Source organism: Streptomyces sp. SID13666 (assembly GCF_010548325.1).
In the GTDB taxonomy this organism is placed as follows: Bacteria; Actinomycetota; Actinomycetes; order Streptomycetales; family Streptomycetaceae; genus Actinacidiphila; species Actinacidiphila fildesensis.
Genome location: NZ_JAAGLX010000053.1, coordinates 1 through 16,871, shown reverse-complemented (window position 1 = coordinate 16,871; position 16,871 = coordinate 1). Strand labels below are relative to the sequence as shown.

Sequence of the window (16,871 nt, the reverse complement as noted above, 5' to 3'; positions counted from 1 at the left end):
CGCGTGTGGTTGGCTTGCCCGGCACATGCGGGCACGGACCGGAGGAGAAGAAATGGCGCAGGTCGAGGCCACCACCCAGCGGGTCATCGAAGCGGAACCGGAGCGGGTGTACGACGCTCTCGCGGACTACGCGGGCACCAGGAAGACCCTGCTCCCCGAGCAGTTCAGCGAGTACGAGGTCCGCGAGGGCGGCAGCGGCGCCGGCACGCTGGTGCACTGGAAGCTGCAGGCGACCAGCAAGCGGATCCGCGACTGCCTCTTCGACGTCACCGCGCCGACCACCGGACAGCTGGTCGAGGCCGACCGCAACTCGTCCATGGTCACCACGTGGACGGTGACCCCGGCGGGTGCCGGCCGGTCCAGGGTCGTCTCCACCACCACCTGGGACGGCGCCGGCGGCATCGGCGGCTTCTTCGAGCGGACCTTCGCGCCCAAGGGACTCGGGCGCATCTACGACGAGGTGCTCGCGAAGCTGGCCGCCGAGGTCGAGACGGCCGAGTAACCGTCGTGGCGTCTGAGCCCCGTCCGGGTTCGATCGTTCACTGATACGGGTGGTTCTGCATCGCTTCGGAGAATCGTCGCGCTTGTTCGTCGTTGTCGCTTAATGCGGGAAATGGGTGACGAGGCAGGCGCGACGAGGGGAGCGGCACGTGGGCGGAACCACTCTGGCCGAACGGGCCGGAAGGTCCGGACGGGCCGAACCGGCGGACGGCGCGGCATCGACCGGCCCTGAACCGGCCGATGCCCCGCCGCCCGGCGCGGACGGCCCGTCCGGTTCGGCCACCGGCATTCCGCCGGCCGACCTGACCCCGCGCAGAGTGCGGCTGGTCTTCCTCGGCCTGATGCTCACACTGCTGCTCGCCGCCCTCGACCAGATGATCGTGGCGACCGCCCTCCCGAAGATCGTCGGAGAGCTGCACGGCCTGGAGAAGATGTCCTGGGCCGTCACCGCCTACCTGCTCGCGTCGACCATCGGCCTGCCGATCTACGGCAAGCTCGGCGACCTCTTCGGCCGCAAGCGGGTCTTCCAGTTCGCGATCGTCGTCTTCGTCATCGGCTCCGCGCTGGCCGGCTGGTCGCGCACCATGGACCAGCTGATCGCCTTCCGCGCGGTTCAGGGCGTCGGCGGCGGCGGGCTCATGATCGGTGTGCAGGCGATCATGGCGGACATCGTCCCGCCCCGCGAACGCGGCCGCTACATGGGCCTGATCGGCGCCGCCTACGGGGTGGCGTCCGTCGCCGGACCGCTGCTCGGCGGCTTCTTCACCGACCACACCTCATGGCGCTGGTGCTTCTACATCAACGTGCCGTTCGGCCTGTTCACCCTCGCGCTCATCACCGTCGTGCTGCGGCTGCCCCGCCCCACGATCCGGCCCCGCCTCGACGTGCTGGGAGCGCTGCTGCTCGCGGCCGGCTCCACCTGTCTGGTGCTGCTGACCAGTTGGGGCGGCACCACCTACGCGTGGCGCTCGGAGATGATCGTCGGACTCGGCGCGGGCGCCGTCGTCAGCGCCGTGCTCTTCGTCCTGACCGAACACTTCGCGGCCGAACCCGTCATCCCGCTGCGGCTGTTCCGTGACGGCATCTTCAACGTCACCGCGCTGGTCGGCGCGGTCGTCGGCGTCGCGCTCTTCGGCGCCGCCAGCTATCTGCCGACCTTCCTGCAGATGGTCGACGGCGCCAGCGCCACCGGCTCCGGGCTGCTGATGCTCCCGATGATGCTCGGCGTCGTCCTCGCCTCCGTCGCCTCCGGCCAGCTGATCAGCAGGACCGGCCGCTACAAGATCTTCCCGCTGCTCGGCGGCGCGCTCTCCGCGCTCGGCATGTGGCTGCTGTCCCTGCTGGACGCGGGCACCTCCCGGGTCGAGTACAGCGCCTTCATGGCGGTGCTCGGCCTCGGTATCGGACTCGTGCTGCCGGTCCTGGTGCTCGCCGTGCAGAACTCGGTGCGGCCGGCCGACATCGGCGCCGCCACCAGCGCCAACAACTACTTCCGGCAGATCGGTGGATCCGTCGGCGCGGCCGTCTTCGGCACGCTCTTCGCCAACCGGCTGGCCGACCAGCTCGCCGTCGAACTCCCGCGCGGCGCGCACCTGCCGGACCCCCAGTCGATCACCCCGCAGCTGGTGCACACGCTGCCCGCCGCACTGCGCGACGGCTACGTCCAGGCGTACGCCGCAGCCATGCCGCGGATCTTCCTGTACCTGGTGCCGGTGCTCGTCCTCGGCTTCCTGCTCGCATTCCTCCTGAAGGAGAAACCCCTGGTGACCCAGCATGGTCCCGTCTCCGATCCCGCCGTCCCCCCGGCCAGGACGGCCGCCGGCCGGACCGCCGACGCCGGGGGAGTCCCGGTCTGCGGCACCGTCCAGCACTCCGACGGCACCTCGGTGGGCCGGGCCGCGCTCACCCTGATCGACGTCACCGGCCGGCAGATCGGCCGCGGCGCGACCGGTGAGGACGGACGGTACGCGCTGAGCACCCCCGGCACCGGCAGCTATGTATTGATCGCGGCGGCGGGCGGCCATCAGCCGCAGGCCGTCAGCGTGACGGTCGGCGACCGGCCGGTCGAGCTGGACGTGGTGCTCGGCGGCGCCGGCCGGCTGGCCGGCACGGTGCACACCTCGGACGGCACCCCGGTCCGCGACGCCATCGTGACGCTCACCGACGTACGCGGCGACGTCGTCTCCAGCACCCGCAGCGCCCGCGAGGGCAGCTACGTGCTGACCGATCTGGTGGCGGGCGAGTACACGCTGGCCGCCAGCGCTCCCGCCTACCGCCCCGCCGCGCTGCCGGTCTCGGTGCAGGCGGCCCGTGAGACCCGGCAGGACGTCGAACTGGCCGGTGGCGCGGTGCTGCGCGGCACGGTGCGGGCGCCCGGTGGCCGGGTGGTCGAGGACGCCCGGGTCACCCTGCTCGACGCGGCGGGCAACGTCGTGGACTCGGTGACGACGGGGGCCGACGGCCTCTTCCGCTTCGTCGATCTGGCGGCCGGAGAGTACACCGTGATCGCCGCCGGGTACCCGCCGGTGGCCACCGTCCTGCAGGTCACCGGCGGCGGGCGCACCGAACGCGATCTGCAGCTGGGGCACGAGGACTGACACGCGCTGACGGAGGGGCTGACGGGGCGCGCGGATGATGCGGAACTCCCTCGGCGTCCGGGCGCGGGGAGGGAATGTGCGCCGGGCGGCGCCGGGGTCAGTCCTTCTTGCAGGGCGTCCCGCGGGACAGGGCGTAGCGCCCGCCTATCCGATACGTGCCCGGCGCCGGCGCGTACAGCCGCGTCCATTCGCCGGCCTGCTCCAGACAGCCGTGATCGGAGTCCGTGGCTCCCGCTATCGCCAGCCACGGCGACCACGGGATGCGCAGCAGCACCGGACCCGCCGTCGGGACGTCGACGACCAGCTCGGCCGGTCCGGCCTGGCGGACGATCGACGGCGGGTCGGCCATCGGCTCGGCCCCGGTCACGCTGTACAGCCGCCAGTGGTCGTCCTGCCAGACCGGCTGCAGCCAGGCGTGCCCGGCCGCGACGATCTTCGCCTCGGCGACGGCCGCGCCGTCCGGTTCGTCCGACGGCAGGACCACGTATCCGACGCCCCAGCGCTGCAGCCACGCCAGATAGGTTGCCGGGGTGAGGGTGCCGTCGTAGAAGAGCGGATTGCGCTCGACGTCCGCCTGCCGGTTCCAGCCGCGGGCGAGGTTGACGTGCGGGGCTATCCCCGACGCCTCCCAGTGCGAGCGCAGCGGAACTACCTCGACCCGGCCCCGGTCGGCCCCGACCCGGGCCAGTTCGTCGATGAGCCCCTGGGCGTGCTCGATGGTCGCGGTCACCGGCGCGGTGTTGACCAGGTCGGTGACGGGCTTGGCGACCTGCCAGACCGCGACGGCGGTGAACGCCGCGAAGATGACGAGGGTCTTACGGCCCCGGTCGGTCCGCCCGACCGCGGCCGCGAGCAGCGCGGTGCCGCCGAAGAGCAGCGAGAGCCGCTCGACATTGCTGCCGATCGGCGACGGTATCGCCCAGGTCAGCACTATGCCCGCGGCGTAGACCCACGATCCGGTCCGCAGGGTGCTCCAGGAGCGCGGTACCAGGAGCGCCACCAGCACGGCGGCGGCCAGCGGCAGCGCGGCGAAGTACCAGGTGAACGGCTGCACCCCGTAGAAGGGGAACAGCAGCGAGGTGCCGCCGACCACGATCGGCGGGCTCGCGGCCAGGATGTACGCGTGCTTGCGCCGCCCGGTGAGGAACAGGGCGCCCGCCAGGACCTCGATGAAGAGCCCGGCCACCGGGCTGCACATGGTGGCCAGCCCGCCCAGCGCGGAGGCTCCGACGATGCGCGAGGTCCGCTGGTCGTCGTCGGGGAGGACCAGGGCGGCGGCGGCCAGTGCGAAGAGCATGCCGAGCGCGAAGGTCACCCGGCCCGACGCCACGTCGCACCAGAGCGCGAAGGCCGTCCACAGCGCGGGCAGCATCGGCCGCCGTATCCGGTAGCGGACCAGCAGATACGCGGCGACGGTGGCGGAGAGCGTGCCCGCGATCACCGCGGTCGTACGGACCCCGAGCCACGCCATGATGTAGGGCGACAGGATGCTGTACGAAGCGGGGTGCATCCCGCCGTACCAGGAGAGGTTGTACGCGGAGTCCGGGTGCTCGCGGATGAAGTCCGTCCACGCGAACTGGGCGGCCATGTCCCCGGCGTCCTTGGCCAGGAACAGCGCCCACACGATGTGCAGCACCGCGGCGAACAGCGTCGCCGCCATCACCGGCCGGCGCGGATCGGCCAGTCGGAGAAAGGGCTTGGGACGCTTTGCGGCGGCCCAGCCCGCGGTCTCCCAGGTGGTCACGTTGTTCTCTTCCAGTCGCGGGTCCTACGTGCTCCGGCTTGGATCCCCACCCGGCCGGAGTCGAACTCGCACCACGGATCTGGAGTTCGAACAGAGAGGAAGGACGCTAGCACGTGCCCAGGGGGGCGCTCACGCGCGGGCGTGCGCCCGGATTCGGGCAATGCCCTTCGCGGCACCCTTACTCGGTCGTACGGTGGTACAGGTGCCGCAGATCTTGCACCGGGACGGGAGATCCCGGCCGGTCCTGTGAAGCGGCTCCGAGGGAAGGAGCCCACCCAGCCATGGACCGCCGCATTCCTCCGGGGCTGTCCGGACGGATCCCGCTTGCGGTGATCGTCGTGGACGGCGCGGGACTCGTATCGCACTGGAGCACCGGTGCGCGCAAACTTTTCGGCTGCTCCAAAGAAGAGGCCGTCGGTCGCCCGGCGGTGGATCTGCTCCCGGTCTCCGGCGCTCTGAACAGCGCGGTCGTGGACGAGGGCTGGCCGGACGACTTCGGCCCCGAGCTGGACGCCTCGCTCAGCGGAGGGACCTCGTACCCCACCGCCGGCCGGGCCCGGCTCTTCGACGACTGCCACGGCGGCGGCGCGGACCGGGAGGACGGGGCGGTGGACGTCCTGTGGTGGGCGTACCCGCTCGTCGGCCCGGGGCCCGAGCGGCTGCTCGTCCTGGCGGCCGACGCGACCCAGTTACGCTCCTCGCCGGATTCCGGGCCGGAAGAGGACTCGGCGGACGACTCGCAGGCGGCCCACGGGCCGGCCGGGGAATTCGAACGGATCGCGCCCGGCTTCGCGCTGCACACCGAGTTCTCCGGCGCCGACCAGCTCGCCAAGCGGCTGCCCGAGATCCTGCCGAGCATGAATCCGGTGGAGAGCGCCCGGATCGTCTCGCAGGTGCTGGAGCTCGGCTATCCGGTGCTGGAATTCAGCCGGCACGACCGGGTGCCGGTCACCCCCGACTGGGGAGTGCCCAGGCGCGACGAGCGCCGGGCCAGGCAGCGCGCCGCCGCCGCGGCCGCCCAGCTCGACCCGCAGGCCGCGGCCCCGGCCGACCTGGCGCCCGACCTCGAGTACGCCGCGGTGCGCGAGCACCTCGAATTCCTCAACGAGGTCAGCGCCCGCATCGGCACCTCGCTGGATCTGGCCCGCACGATCCAGGAGGTCAGCGCGGCCGTGGTGCCGCGCTTCACCGATGTCGCCGGCTCGTATCTGCGCGAGCAGGTGCTCGCGGGTGAGGGCTTCCCCGACGGGCCGCCGGACGTCACCACCATGTGGTACCGGGTGGCCGTCGAGCACACCGACGAGCCGGGGCGCTGGGACGACGTGGTGCCGGTCGGCGAGTCGATGCCGTTCCCCGAGCACACCCCGTTCTTCCAGTGCATGACCAGCGGCCAGCCGGTGCTCGTACCGCGGATCTCCGAGCAGATGGGCAACGCGATCGCCGCGCAGTTCGAGAAGCGCGACATCAGCCCGCTGATCAACAACCGGTCGATGCTCGTGGTGCCGCTCAAGGCCCGCAACGTGGTGCTCGGCTTCATGATCCTGCTGCGCCACCAGGAGCGTCCGGTCTTCAACGACATGGACAAGGCCACGGGCGCGGAGTTCGCCGCCCGCGCCGGCCTCGTGCTGGACAACGCCAGGATGTACACGTACCAGGAGAATGTCGCCGACACCCTCCAGGACAGCATGCTGCCGCACATCACCCCGCGGATGCCGGGCTGTGACGTGGCCACCCGCTATCTGCCCGGGACCCGGCTGGGCCGGGTCGGCGGCGACTGGTTCGACACGATCAAGCTGGCCGGCTCGCGGCTGGCGCTCGTCGTCGGCGACGTCATGGGGCACGGGCTGAACTCGGCCGCGATGATGGGCCAGCTGCGCACCGCCGTCCAGACCATGGCGGCGATGGGCATGCCGCCCGCCCAGCTGCTGCGCAATCTCGACGATCTGGCGCAGCGCCTCGGCGAGCACTATCTGGCGACCTGCCTGTACGCGGTGTACGACCCGATCGAGTCCGAGCTGGTGATCTCCAACGCCGGACACATCCCGCCGGTCCTGGTGCGGGCGGCCGACGGGCGCAGCGAGCTGCTCGACGTGCCGACCGGCGCCCCGATCGGGGTGGGCGGCGTCCCGTTCGAGACGGTCACGGTGCCGGTCGCGCAGGGCGACCGGCTGGTGCTGTGCACCGACGGGCTGGTCGAGGTGCGCGGACAGGACATCGGCACCGGGCTGGCCGCGCTGTGCGAGAGCGCCGCGCACCCGGCGGCGTCGATGGACGACGCCTGCGACACGATCATCCGCGCGCTCAACCCGCGCGGCGGCCGCAAGGACGACGTCGCCCTGCTGATGGCGCGGTTGAACGGCATCCCGCGTTCGGACGTGGCGACGTGGCAACTGGCCCGCCATCCGCGCGAGGCCGCGCACGCCCGCCGGCTGACCCGCGCGACGCTGCGCGACTGGGATCTGGAGGAGGTCTCCGAGACCGCGGAACTGCTGGTCGGCGAGATCGTCACCAACGCCATCCGGCACGCGGGCACCAGTGAGGTCGAGCTGCGCCTGGTGCGGGCCGACGCCCTGCTGTGCGAGGTCACGGACGACGACCACGCGGTCCCGGTCCTGCTGAACACGGGCCCCGAGGACGAGTACGGGCGGGGCATGCGGATCGTGAGCCGGCTGGCGCGGCAGTGGGGTACGAGCCGCACGGCGCAGGGCAAGACGGTCTGGTTCGAGCAGACGCTGCCGCGGTCGGCGTCGCGACGGCGGCGCTGAGGGGGCCGGCTGTTCGGCGCCTGGCCGCCGCGTCACCGCGTACCGAGTCACTGAGGTTTCGTCGGATCCTGGGGAGTCCCGAAATGAACGTGCCCGGCACCTACACACAGGCCTGGGAGAGCTTCTGGCGCGACGCGCCCGCCACGGCCGGGGCGGTCTTCTGGGACGCGGACGCGTCCCTCACTGCCGCCCTGCAGCTGCCGCTCTTGGAGCCGTACTTCGACGCCGCCCTGCCGGTCGTCGACGTCGGCTGCGGCAACGGCACCCAGACCCGGTACCTCGCGGAGCGCTACGACCGGGTGGTCGGGGTGGACCTGTCCGAGGCGGCGATCGGGCACGCGCGCCGCGCTGACCCGCACGGCGTCGCCGAGTACCAGCAGCTCAACGGCGCCGACGCGGCCACGACACGCCGGCTGCACGCGGAGATCGGTGACGCGAACGTCTATATGCGGGGCGTCCTGCACCAGTGCGAACCGGCGGACCGGGCGCCGCTGGTCGAGGGCATCGCGACACTGCTCGGCGAGCGGGGGCGGGTGTTCGCGGTCGAGCTGGCCGCGGCCGCGAAGGGCATCCTGCTGGGTCTGGCCCAGGGACCAGGCGGCCCGCCGCCGAAGCTGGGGGCGGTCTTCGCGCACGGCCTCACCCCGGGCGAGGTGGCCGACGAGGCGGTTCCCGGCTACTTCCGGGCGGCAGGTCTGGAGCTGCTGGCCGGCGGCGGGCAGCAGCTGACGACGACGGAGTCCCGTACCGACGGCACGCGCATCGAGCTGCCGTCGCAATGGCTGGTGGCGGGCCGTGTCAGGTAGCGTCTGTCAGGGTTTGTAGAGGTCTAGACCACTGCAGTTATCCACAGCTCTGGTATGCGCTGCCCAAAACCGCGTAGCGTTGCCTCGCATGAAGATCCTCATCTCGGCCGACATGGAGGGCGCCACCGGCGTCACCTGGCCTGCCGATGTGTTGCCGGGAAGCGAGCAGTGGCAGCGCTGCCGCCATATGTTCACGTCCGACGTGAATGCCGCGATCGCCGGGTTCTTCGACGGCGGAGCCGACCAGGTCCTGGTGAACGAGGCGCACTGGACCATGCGCAACCTGCTGCTGGAGAAACTCGACGAGCGGGCCGAGATGCTCACCGGCCGCCACAAGGACCTGTCGATGGTCGAGGGCGTGCAGCACGGGGACGTGGACGGCATCGCGTTCGTCGGCTATCACACGGGCGCCGGGACCGAGGGCGTGCTCGCACACACCTATCTCGCCAACTCGATCACGGGCGTGTGGGCCAACGGTGAGCCGGCGAGCGAGGGGCGGCTGAACGCGCTGGTCGTCGCCGAGTACGGTGTGCCGGTGATCCTGGTGACCGGCGACGACCGTACCGGCGCCGACGCGCGCGGCTACGCGCCGCGGGCCCGCACGGTCGCGGTCAAGGACTACGTGTCGCGGTACGCGGCGGTCTGCCGGCCCCCGGCCAGGACCGCGGCCGACATCCGGGCCGCGGCGAAGGAGGCGGTGGCCCTCGCGGTGCGCCATGAGCCCGCGCAGGACGGACCGTTCCACATCGAGCTCGAGTTCGATGCCGTACACCTTGCCGGGGCCGCCACGGTGGTACCCGGCGTGGCGCGGACCGGCGAACGCCGAGTCGGCTACACATCACCGACCATGTACGAGGGAATCCGCGCTTTCAAGGCGGTCACCACGCTCGTGTCGGCAGCGGTGGAGGAACAGTATGGCTGAGCAAGCGGTCTTCGAATCGGTCGGCCTGGGGGTGGACCAGCAGGCGCTGGACGAGGTGGTGCGCTTCACCTCCGAGCTGATCCGGATCGACACGACCAACCGCGGTGGCGGCGACGGCAACGAGCGGCCCGCCGCCGAATACGTCGCCGAGCTGCTGTCCGACGCCGGGATCGAGCCGATGATCCTGGAGTCCGCCCCCGGCCGTACCAATGTGGTGGCCCGTATCGAGGGCAGCGACCCCGGCGCCGACGCGCTGCTGGTCCACGGCCACCTGGACGTCGTCCCGGCCGAGCCCGCGGACTGGAGCGTGCACCCCTTCTCCGGCGAGATCCGCGACGGAGTGGTCTGGGGCCGCGGCGCGGTCGACATGAAGAACATGGACGCGATGGTGCTGGCCACGGTGCGGGCCATGGCCCGCACCGGCCGCCGTCCGGCCCGGGACCTTGTGCTCGCCTTCACCGCGGACGAGGAGGACAGCGCCGTGTACGGCTCCGGCTTCCTCGCGGACCAGCACGCCGATCTCTTCGAGGGCTGTACCGAGGGCATCAGCGAATCGGGCGCCTTCACCTTCCACGCGGGCGGCGGCATGCGGCTGTACCCGGTGGCCGCCGGCGAGCGCGGCACCGCCTGGCTCCGGCTGACGGCGCACGGAAAGGCCGGACACGGCTCCAAGGTCAATCCGGCGAACGCGGTCAGCAGGCTGGCAGCGGCCATCGCGCGGATCGGTGAACACGACTGGCCGGTCCGGCTGACCGCCACCGTGCGCGCCTCGCTCACCGAACTCGCCGCGCTGCACGGCATCGAACCCGATCTGGACGATGTGGACGGGCTGCTCGGCAAGCTCGGCCCGGCCGCCGCGCTCGTCGAGCCGACGGTCCGCAACAGCGCCAACCCGACGATGCTGCAGGCCGGTTACAAGATCAACGTCATCCCCGGGACCTCGACCGCCTACGTGGACGGACGGATGCTGCCCGGTGGCGAGGCCGAGTTCACCGAGACCATGGACCGGCTCACCGGCCCGGACGTCGAGTGGGAGTTCCACCACCGCGAGGTGCCGCTCCAGGCTCCGGTGGACTCGCCAACGTACGCGGCGATGCGCGAGGCGCTGGAGCACTTCGACCCGGAGGCGCACGTCGTCCCGTACTGCATGTCGGGTGGCACGGACGCCAAGCAGTTCTCCCGGCTCGGCATCACCGGCTACGGCTTCTCTCCGCTGAAGCTGCCCCCGGGCTTCGACTACCAGGCGCTCTTCCACGGAGTGGACGAGCGTGTGCCGGTCGAGGCGCTGCACTTCGGCGTCCAGGTGCTCGACCGCTTTCTGACCTCCTCCTCAGGGAAGGCACCGGAATGACCCAGGACGTCCCGTACGGAGCCTGGCCGTCGCCGATCGGTGCGGCGACCGCCGCGTCGCACGACGGCAGCCCCGAATTCGTGGGCTTCGTCGGGGACGAGGTGTGGTGGACCGAGCCGCGCCCCGCCGAGGGCGGGCGCCGGGCGCTGGTCCGGCGGCTCGCGGACGGCAGCGAGCAGTGCCCGCTGCCCGCACCGTGGAACGTCCGCAGCCGCGTCATGGAGTACGGCGGCCGGCCGTGGGCCGGCACACCGGACGCGGACGGCCCGCTGATCGTCTTCGTGAACTTCGCCGACCAGCGCCTGTACGCGTACCGGCCGGGTGCGGAACCGCTGCCGCTGACGCCCGTCTCGGCGGTGGGCGACGGTCTGCGGTGGGTGGACCCGCAGATCCACCAGGACCGGGGCGAGGTCTGGTGCGTCCTGGAGGAGTTCACCGGCGACGGGCCCTCCGACGTGCGGCGCGTCATCGCCGCCGTGCCGCTGGACGGGTCGGCCGCCGCCGACCGCGGTGCGGTGCGCGAACTGACCGACGGCGCCGACCGGTTCGTCACCGGCCCCCGGCTCTCACCGGACGGGCGGCAGGTCGTCTGGATCGCCTGGAACCACCCGCTGATGCCCTGGGACGGCACCGAGCTCAAGCTCGCGCAGGTCGGGGAGGACGGCGCCTTCACCGGCGCCTTCACCGGCGCCCGCACCCTGATCGGCGGTTCCGAGGAATCGGTGGCCCAGGCCGAATGGGCCGCGGACGGCACCCTGATCGCCGCCACGGACCGCACCGGCTGGTGGAATCTGCACCGCGTCGACCCCCGCACCGGCGAGGCCGTCAACCTCTGCCCGCGCCAGGAGGAGTTCGCCGGCCCGGTGTGGAAGCTCGGCTACCGCTGGTTCGCCCCCGTCGGCGAGGGCCTGCTCGCCGTTCTGCACGGCGTCGGAGCCCAGCGCCTCGCCATACTCGACCCGGCCACCGGCGAACTGGCCGACGTCCCGGGCCGCTGGACGGAATGGGCCGCGGGCCTCGCCACCTCCGGCACCCGGGTGCTCGACGTGGCCGCGAGCGCGCGCTCCTCGTTCGAGGTCGTCGAACTCGACACCAGCACCGGGCACACCCGCGTCATCGGCTGCGCGCACCAGGACACCGTCGACCCCGCGTATCTGCCGGACCCCACCGCCCGGACCTTCACCGGACCCGGCGGCCGTGAAGTGCACGCGCAGGTGTACCCGCCGCACAACCCGGCGGCCGGCGCGCCGGCGGGCGACCTGCCGCCCTATGTGATCTGGGTGCACGGCGGCCCCACCAGCAGGGTCCCGATGGTGCTCGATGTGGAGATCGCCTACTTCACCTCGCGCGGCATCGGCGTCGCCGAGGTCAACTACGGCGGCTCCACCGGCTACGGCCGCGCCTACCGCGAGCGGCTCCGCGAACAGTGGGGCGTCGTGGACGTCGAGGACTGCGCCGCGGTCGCCCAGGCCCTGGTCGACGAGGGCACCGCGGACGGGGCCCGGCTCGCGATCCGCGGCGGCAGCGCCGGCGGCTGGACCACCGGAGCCTCGCTCACCTCCACCGACCTGTACGCGTGCGGCGCCATCAGCTTCCCGATCCTGGACCTCACCGGCTGGTCGGCGAACGGTGAGACGCACGACTTCGAATCGCAGTACCTGGAGTCCCTCGTCGGCCCGCTCGCCGAGGTCCCCGACCGGTACCGCGACCGCTCGCCGGTCAACGGCGCCGACCGCGTCACCGCACCGTTCCTGCTGTTGCAGGGACTGGACGACGTGATCTGTCCACCCGTCCAGTGCGAGCGCTTCCTGGAACGGATCGCCGGGCGCGGCATCCCGCACGCGTACCTCACCTTCGAGGGCGAGGGCCATGGCTTCCGCCGCGAGGACACGATCGTCGCCTGTCTGGAGGCCGAACTCTCGCTCTACGGGCAGGTCTTCGGCTTCGTGCCGCCCGGTGTGCCGAAGCTGGGTCTCACCAGATGACGGGGACCGTTCCGGAGCCGCTGCGTCGCGCGCGCCGACTGGTGCCCGGCGACCGGGTCGCCGTCGTCGCCCCCAGCGGACCCGTTCCGCGGGAGCGGCTCGACGCCGGGCTCGACATCCTGCGCGGCTGGGGCCTCGACCCGGTCGTCGCGCCGCATGTCCTGGACCGGCACCCGGGCCTGGACTACCTGGCCGGCGCGGACCAGGACCGCGCCCGGGACCTCCAGCAGGCGTGGTGCGACCCCTCGGTGGCGGCGGTGCTCTGCGCGCGCGGCGGCTACGGCGTCCAGCGCATGGTCGACCTGCTGGACTGGAACGCGATGCGAGCCGTGGAGCCGAAGGCGTTCATCGGCTACAGCGACATCACCGTGCTGCACGAGGCGTTCGCCACCCGGCTCGGGCTCGCCACCGTGCACGGCCCCATGGCCGCGGCCGCCACCTTCCTCAAGGACGACCCCACCCAGGACCATCTGCGCCGCACCCTGATGGAGCCCGGGACCGTCCAGGTCCTCAGCTCGCCCGCCGCCCGGACCATGGTCCCCGGCCGGGCGCGCGGGCGGACCCTCGGCGGTACCGTCTGCCTGCTCGCCGCGGAACTCGGCACCCCGGGGGCCCGGCCCGGCGCCGCCGGCGGGATCCTGCTCCTGGAGGACACCGGCGAGGAGCCGTACCGGCTGGACCGCTACCTCACCCAACTGCTGCGCTCCGGTTGGCTGGACGGCGTCGCCGGGATCGTCCTCGGCTCCTGGGCGGAGTGCGGCCCGTACGAAACCCTGCGCCCGCTGCTGCTCGACCGGCTCGGCGATCTGGGGGTGCCGGTCGTGGAGGAGCTGGGGTTCGGGCACTGCGACTCCGCGATCACCGTGCCCCTCGGCCTGCCCGCCGTCCTGGACGCCGACGCCCGCACCCTGACGATCGAGGTCCCGGCACTCCTTACGGACCGCTGACGTCCCGGCCGGGTCACGCCGTCAGGACCGGCCGGGACCGTAGCGTCGGAGCATGCTGACACTCGTCACCGGAGGCGCGGGCTTCATCGGCTCGCACATCGTGACCGCCCTCCTCGAAGCCGGACACGACGTGCGCGTCCTGGACGTCCTGCTCCCCGCCGCCCACGGCGACCGCGCCGAACCGCCCGTCCTCCCGGCCGGAGCCGACTGGCGGCGGGCCGACGTCCGGGACCGCGCGGCCGTCGAGGACGCGCTGCGCGGGGTGGACGCGGTGTGCCACCAGGCCGCCATGGTCGGACTCGGCAAGGACTTCGCCGACGCGCCCGACTACGTCAGCTGCAACGACCACGGCACGGCCGTGCTCCTCGCCGCCATGGCAGCGACCGGAGTGCGGTCCCTGGTCCTGGCCGGCTCCATGGTCGTCTACGGCGAGGGCCGGTACGCCTGCGCGCGGCACGGCGTCGTCCGCCCGGGACCGCGCCGGGTCGCCGATCTCGACGCGGGCCGCTTCGAACCGCCCTGCCCGCAGTGCGGCGATCCGCTCGCCCCCGGCCTCGTCACCGAGGACGCCCCCACCGACCCGCGCAATGTCTACGCCGCCACCAAGCTCGCCCAGGAACACCTGGCCGCCGCCTGGGCCCGCGCGGCCGACGGCCGCGCGGTGTCCCTGCGGTACCACAACGTCTACGGCCCCGGGATGCCGCGCGACACCCCGTACGCGGGCGTCGCCGCGCTCTTCCGCTCGGCCCTGGCACGCGGCGAGGCCCCCCGCGTCTTCGAGGACGGCGCCCAGCGGCGGGACTTCGTGCACGTAAGGGACGTCGCGGCAGCCAACGCGGCCGCCCTCGGCGCGCTCACCGGCGGACCCTCCGGCGGGCTGCGGACGTACAACGTCGGCAGCGGCACCGTCCACTCCGTGGGCGACATGGCCGCCGCCCTCGCCACGGCCACCGGCGGGCCCGCCCCCGTCACGACGGGCGAGTACCGGCTCGGCGACGTCCGGCACATCACGGCCTCGTCCGCGCGCATCCGCGCCGAACTCGGCTGGGCGCCGGCCGTCGGTTTCACCGACGGCATGCGGGACTTCGCCCGGGCCGCCCTGCGCGGGGCCGCAGCGCCCGCCCCGGCCTGACGTCAGCCCGAGGCGGCCGGCAGGACCGCCTCGAAGCGGCAGCCGCCCGGTACGTTGCGCACGGCCGCGTGGCCGGCGTGGGCCTCGACGATGCCGCGGACGATCGCGAGGCCGAGTCCGGCCCCCGCGGGAGGCGTCCTGGCTCCGGTGCCGCGCCAGCCGGTGTCGAAGACCCGGGGGAGATCGTCGGCGGGGATGCCGCCGCAGCCGTCGGTGACGGACAGGACCACGGAGTCGGCCTCGCGGTGCGCGGAGACGGCGACGGTTCCGTCGGCCGGGGTGCGGTGGATGGCGTTGGCGAGGAGGTTCGCGAGCACCCGCGTCATCTCGCGGCCGTCGACCTCCACCGGCACGGACTCGACGCCGTCGCCGATCAGCCGGACCCCGTGCTCGCGGGCCAGCGGATTGGCGCCGGCGATGGCGTCGCCCACCAGGTCGTAGACGGACATCCGGGACGGTGCCAGGGCGAGCACTCCCGCCTGGATGCGGGAGAGTTCGAAGAGATCGCCGACCATGCCGCTGAGGCGTTCCACCTCGGTCCTGATCTGCGCGTGGTAGCGCGCGGGGTCCTCCGCTATGCCGTCCTCCAGCGCCTCGGCCATGGCGCGCAGCCCGGCGAGCGGGGTGCGCAGATCGTGCGAGATCCAGGCCACCAGCTCCCGGCGGGACGCCTCCAGCGCGCGTTCGCGCTCCCGTGACGCGGCGAGCTTCGCGCTGGTGGCGGCCAGTTCGCGGCCCAGGTCGGCGAGTTCGGCGGTCGGCGCCCCGGCGGGCGCGGCGAAGATGTCGCTGTCGCCGAAGTCGCGGGTGGCGGTCGCCAGCGCGCGGCTGCCCGCGACGACCCTGCGGCCGAGCAGCAGGCTCACGCCCAGCGAGACGACGGCGGCCATCGCGCAGACCGTTATGACCACGCCGAGGTCGTGCGAGGACAGGAACATCGCCCAGGCGACCGAGAGCGTGCCGGCGAGCATCGCCGCCACCGTGACGGCGGCGACCACCGCGAGCGACAGCGCCACCGACCGGTTCCGCAGCAGCCGCAGTGCCAGCGCGCCGAGGAGTCCGGCGGCCGCGGCGCCGAGCGCCGCGTAGGCCGCGATCAGCAGGACGTCATGCATCGGGATTCACCGTTTCCTGTACTGCCTCAGGTGCTGCCGCGGGTGCTGCCGATTCCGCCACTGCGGGCACGGGATCCGCAGGGGGAGTGCCGGGTGGCGGGTCGAAGCGGTAGCCGACGCCCCAGACCGTGCTGATCAGCAGCGGCCGGGCCGGATCGGCCTCGACCTTCTCGCGCAGCCGCCGTACGTGCACGGTGACGGTCGACAGATCGCCGAACTCCCAGCCCCACACCCGCCGCATCAGCTCCTCGCGTCCCAGTACCCGCCCGGGGTGCCGGAGGAAGAACGCGAGCAGGTCGAACTCACGGATGGTCAGGGCGAGTTCCGTGCCGCCGTGGGTGGCGCGCCGGGCGGCCGGGTCCAGGGCGAGCGGCCCCGACCGCAGCCAGGGGCCGGCGGGCGGCGGTGTCCCGGCGCGGCGCAGTACGGACTCCACGCGCAGTACCAGCTCGCGCGGGCTGAACGGCTTCGTGACGTAGTCGTCCGCGCCGACCTCCAGACCGAGGATCCGGTCGTCCTGGTCGCCGCGGGCGGTCAGCATCACGACCGGGACGGGGCCGCGCTCGCGTATCCGCCGGCACACCTCCAGCCCGTCCAGGCCGGGCAGCATCAGATCGAGGACGACGAGGTCCGGGCGGACGGCGGCGGCACGGGCCACCGCGGTGGGTCCGTCGGCGGCCCGGTCCACGGCGAAGCCCGCGCGCAGGAGGTATCCCGCGACGACTTCGGCGACGGTCGGATCGTCGTCCACGACGAGGATGCGGCGCTGTGCGGGTTCGGTGGTCACGCTTCGAGTCTGGCACCGGGCGCCGGGAGCGGGCTCCCGGGTGGGGGCTCAGGAGTCCGACGTCCGTGTTTCGTAAGGATCCAAAGCCCGGAATGTCGGTTTCTGCTTCGTAGGGTGAAGAGCGTGACCAACCCACCGACACCGCCCGTCGACGTCGTACTGCCGTGCCTGGACGAGGCCGGTGCCCTGCCCTGGGTGCTGGAGCGCATTCCGTCCGGC

12 protein-coding genes and 1 pseudogene are annotated in these 16,871 nt (G+C 72.8%); 10 read left to right on the top strand and 3 right to left on the bottom strand.

The genetic code is table 11. The annotated features are described in order from the left end of the window. The first annotated feature begins 52 nt into the window (after nt 1-52). Complete coding sequence (locus tag G3I60_RS38125; RefSeq protein ID WP_164297800.1) at nt 53-502, top strand: SRPBCC family protein; 450 nt, start codon at nt 53-55, stop codon at nt 500-502. 163 nt (nt 503-665) lie between these two features. Beyond that, the gene (locus tag G3I60_RS38120; RefSeq protein ID WP_203674885.1) at nt 666-3,098 is read left to right on the top strand and encodes an MFS transporter; all 2,433 of its coding nucleotides are present in this window, start codon (nt 666-668) and stop codon (nt 3,096-3,098) included. Nucleotides 3,099-3,195: 97 nt separating this feature from the next. Here the strand turns inward: G3I60_RS38120 and G3I60_RS38115 are convergent, their stop codons facing one another. After that, the gene (locus G3I60_RS38115) at nt 3,196-4,842 is read right to left on the bottom strand and encodes an MFS transporter (protein WP_343241812.1); all 1,647 of its coding nucleotides are present in this window, start codon (nt 4,840-4,842) and stop codon (nt 3,196-3,198) included. A 281-nt stretch (nt 4,843-5,123) separates the two neighbouring features. On the opposite strand from G3I60_RS38115, the gene G3I60_RS38110 reads away from it, so the two are divergent. The 7 genes from G3I60_RS38110 to G3I60_RS38080 all read left to right on the top strand — a co-directional run bounded on the left by G3I60_RS38110 (nt 5,124) and on the right by G3I60_RS38080 (nt 14,750). Next, nucleotides 5,124-7,607: a SpoIIE family protein phosphatase gene (locus G3I60_RS38110; RefSeq protein WP_164297795.1), complete on the top strand. Its 2,484-nt coding sequence runs from the start codon at nt 5,124-5,126 to the stop codon at nt 7,605-7,607. An 83-nt stretch (nt 7,608-7,690) separates the two neighbouring features. After that, a complete protein-coding gene (locus G3I60_RS38105; protein ID WP_164297793.1) occupies nt 7,691-8,413 on the top strand; it encodes a class I SAM-dependent methyltransferase in 723 nt (240 codons plus the stop codon). A gap of 88 nt (nt 8,414-8,501) precedes the next feature. Beyond that, a complete protein-coding gene (locus G3I60_RS38100; RefSeq protein ID WP_138355534.1) occupies nt 8,502-9,335 on the top strand; it encodes a M55 family metallopeptidase in 834 nt (277 codons plus the stop codon). After that, complete coding sequence (locus G3I60_RS38095) at nt 9,328-10,686, top strand: M20/M25/M40 family metallo-hydrolase (protein ID WP_164297791.1); 1,359 nt, start codon at nt 9,328-9,330, stop codon at nt 10,684-10,686. The genes G3I60_RS38100 and G3I60_RS38095 overlap by 8 nt, the downstream gene beginning before the upstream one ends. Further along, the gene (locus tag G3I60_RS38090; protein ID WP_164297788.1) at nt 10,683-12,671 is read left to right on the top strand and encodes a prolyl oligopeptidase family serine peptidase; all 1,989 of its coding nucleotides are present in this window, start codon (nt 10,683-10,685) and stop codon (nt 12,669-12,671) included. The genes G3I60_RS38095 and G3I60_RS38090 overlap by 4 nt, the downstream gene beginning before the upstream one ends. Next, nucleotides 12,668-13,618 (top strand): LD-carboxypeptidase, encoded by a 951-nt coding sequence (locus tag G3I60_RS38085; protein ID WP_164297786.1) that lies wholly within the window; start codon nt 12,668-12,670, stop codon nt 13,616-13,618. The genes G3I60_RS38090 and G3I60_RS38085 overlap by 4 nt, the downstream gene beginning before the upstream one ends. A 52-nt stretch (nt 13,619-13,670) precedes the next feature. Then, complete coding sequence (locus tag G3I60_RS38080) at nt 13,671-14,750, top strand: NAD(P)-dependent oxidoreductase (RefSeq protein ID WP_164297784.1); 1,080 nt, start codon at nt 13,671-13,673, stop codon at nt 14,748-14,750. Nucleotides 14,751-14,752: 2 nt separating this feature from the next. On the opposite strand, the gene G3I60_RS38075 is transcribed toward G3I60_RS38080, so the two are convergent. Both G3I60_RS38075 and G3I60_RS38070 read right to left on the bottom strand, forming a co-directional pair. Beyond that, nucleotides 14,753-15,865 (bottom strand): sensor histidine kinase KdpD, encoded by a 1,113-nt coding sequence (locus G3I60_RS38075; protein ID WP_164608335.1) that lies wholly within the window; start codon nt 15,863-15,865, stop codon nt 14,753-14,755. Then, entirely contained in the window at nt 15,858-16,625 is a 768-nt protein-coding gene (locus tag G3I60_RS38070) for a response regulator transcription factor (protein WP_164297833.1), read from the bottom strand. The genes G3I60_RS38075 and G3I60_RS38070 overlap by 8 nt, the downstream gene beginning before the upstream one ends. 141 nt (nt 16,626-16,766) lie before the next feature. Here G3I60_RS38070 and G3I60_RS46040 point away from each other — a divergent pair. Beyond that, a pseudogene (locus G3I60_RS46040) lies at nt 16,767-16,871 on the top strand (glycosyltransferase); the annotation flags it as partial.